This window comes from Brevundimonas sp. CURTG3B2_SDJG (assembly GCF_057364705.1).
Genome location: NZ_JBNFOJ010000378.1, coordinates 1 through 2,401, shown reverse-complemented (window position 1 = coordinate 2,401; position 2,401 = coordinate 1). Strand labels below are relative to the sequence as shown.

Genomic DNA, 2,401 nt, shown 5'->3' with positions numbered 1-2,401 from the left:
GGCCAGCCAGGGCCGCGATCCACACGCCGCTCGCAGCGCCCCGCCCAGGTCGGCGCGCTCCAGGCCAGCAGGGGCCGGCCGGCAGGATCAGCAGGGCCACGGCCATCAGGGGCACGAAGGTCAGGGCGAAATAGGGCGGGCCGACCGAAATGGTCGCGCCGGACGCGGCCTCCAGAATCAGCGGGTAGAGGGTGCCCAGAAGTACGGTGGCGGCGGCGGCGGTCAGAAACAGGTTGTTCAGCACCAGCGCGCCTTCGCGGCTGACGGGGGCGAACAGGCCGCCGCCCTTCAGCTGGGGCGCGCGCCAGGCGAAGAGGGCGAAGGCCAGACCGGCGGTCGCGCCCAGGATCGCCAGCAGCATCAGGCCGCGCTCGGGGTCGACCGCGAAGGCGTGGACGCTGGTGAGCACGCCCGAGCGGACCAGGAAGGCGCCCAGCATCGAGAAGGTGAAGGCCAGGAGCGCCAGGAAGGTGGTCCAGCCCGCCAGCGCGCCGCGCCGCTCGGTGACGACGGCGGAGTGCAGCAGCGCCGCGCCCGCCAGCCAGGGCATGAAGCTGGCGTTCTCGACCGGATCCCAGAACCACCAGCCGCCCCAGCCCAGTTCGTAGTAGGCCCAGAAGGCGCCCAGCGCGATGCCGACGGTCAGGAAGGCCCAGCTGGCCAGGGCCCAGGGCCGCACCCAGCGGCCCCAGGCGGGCCAGAAGCTGGAGTTGGCCCGGCCCTCGATCAGGGCCGCCACGGCCAGCGAGAAGCAAACCGAGAAACCGACGTAGCCGCAGTAGAGCAGCGGCGGATGGAAGGCGAGCGCCGGGTCCTGCAGCAGCGGGTTCAGGGACGAACCCTGGAACGGGGCGGGGTTCAGCCGCGCGAAGGGGTTGGAGGTGAAGACGGTGAAGGCCAGGAACAGGCGCCCAGCAGCCCCTGCGTCGCCACCGCCGAGGTCTTCAGCCCGAAAGGCAGATTCCGGGCCCGCGCCAGGGCCGCGCCGAAGCCGGTCATGACCAGGCACCACAGCAGCAGCGAGCCCTCGTGGCTGCCCCAGGCGGCGGCCACCTTGTAGAGCATGGGCTTGTCGGTGTGGCTGTTGGCCGCGACGTTGGCGACCGAGAAGTCCGAGACCGCGAAGGCGAAGACCAGGGCGGCGAAGGCCACCGCGACCACGCCGGCCGAGGCGATGGCGGCGCCGTCGGCTGCGCCCGCCAGCACCGGGCTGCGGCGAAGCCGGCCCGCCGCGGCGAGGACGGCCTGCAGCACCGCCAATGAGAAGGCCAGGACCAGGGCGAAGGCGCCCGTTTCGACGATCACGACGCAGGCGCTCCCGCCTCGGGCCGCCATTCGCCCTTGGCCTTCAGGCGCTCGGCGACCTCGCGCGGCATGTACGTCTCGTCGTGCTTGGCCAGGACCTGGGTGGCGCGGAAGCTGCGGTCGGCCTGGAAGGCGCCCTGGGCGACGATCCCCTGCCCTTCCCGGAACAGGTCCGGCAGGTCGCCGCGGTAGACCACGCGGGTCGACGCCGCATTGTCGGTGACGATGAAGGCCACCTGGCCGTCGGCTCCGCGCACGACGCTGCCCGCCTCGACCAGACCGCCCAGGCGCACGACGCGGCCCGCGGGCGCCTTTTCGGCGGTGGCCTCGGACGGCGAGAAGAAGAAGGTCACGCTGTCGCGCATGGCCCACAGCGACAGGCCGACCGCCAGCGCCAGAATCGGGGCGGCGGCGGCCACGACCCACAGCCGGCGGCGCGCCTTGGGCGATTTCGGAAGCCAGCTCATCGTCCCGCCTCCGCCGCCGACAGACGGGTTTGAAGCTCCGCACGGCGGGGATCGGCGACATCAAGCGAGTCGATCAGCGGCGTCCACATCGCACGCAGTTCGGCCACGTCTCCCCGCGCCAAGGCCGCCTCGCCCAGGAAGTAGCGGGCGCCGCCCTGATTCCGGTCGTGACGTAGAGCTTGGTGGAAGGCCGCCTCGGCGTCGCCGCCGACCACGCCGTCGTTAGCGCGCACCAGGCTCTCACCCAGACGCGACCAGCTGCGCGCATCGGCCGGCTCCAACGCCAGCGCGCGGCGGAAGGCCGAGGCGGCGCCGATCGGGTCGCCGGCCTCGAAACGCGCCGCGCCCAGCATGGTGAGCGCCTGATGGTTGTCCGGCTGCTCCTTGACCATCCGGCCGATCACCGCGGCGATCTGAACCGGCTCCAGGGCCTCGGGCTGCGTCGCCCATTCATCCACCCGGCGCTCCCAAGCCTGATCCGGCAGGCCGGACGACCCGACCACCGCATAGAGGCCCAGCGCGCCCAACGTCGCCGCCCCCAGGGCGCCCAACACCCACAGACGGTCCTTGGCGTCGGGCCGCAGAGGCGCCGAGACCCGTTCGGCCGCCAGGATGCGCGTCCCTGCCTC

Annotated in this window: 2 protein-coding genes and 1 pseudogene; all 3 read right to left on the bottom strand. The window is 72.8% G+C overall.

What is annotated here, in order from left to right; translation table 11 throughout:
• A pseudogene (locus AC2W7C_RS16835) lies at positions 1 to 1,305 on the bottom strand (heme lyase CcmF/NrfE family subunit); the annotation flags it as partial.
• Positions 1,302 to 1,772, bottom strand: a complete 471-nt coding sequence (gene ccmE / locus AC2W7C_RS16830; RefSeq protein ID WP_486002408.1) for a cytochrome c maturation protein CcmE — start codon at positions 1,770 to 1,772, stop codon at positions 1,302 to 1,304. The pseudogene AC2W7C_RS16835 and the gene ccmE, both read right to left, overlap by 4 nt.
• Positions 1,769 to 2,401 (bottom strand): tetratricopeptide repeat protein (locus tag AC2W7C_RS16825; RefSeq protein ID WP_486002407.1); only part of this gene is annotated, 633 nt, incomplete at its 5' end. The genes ccmE and AC2W7C_RS16825, both read right to left, overlap by 4 nt.

Coding starts and splice junctions, on each gene's coding strand:
- ccmE (WP_486002408.1), bottom strand. CDS start 1,772: ATGAGCTGGCTTCCGAAATCGCCCAAGGCGCGCCGCCGGCTGTGGGTC.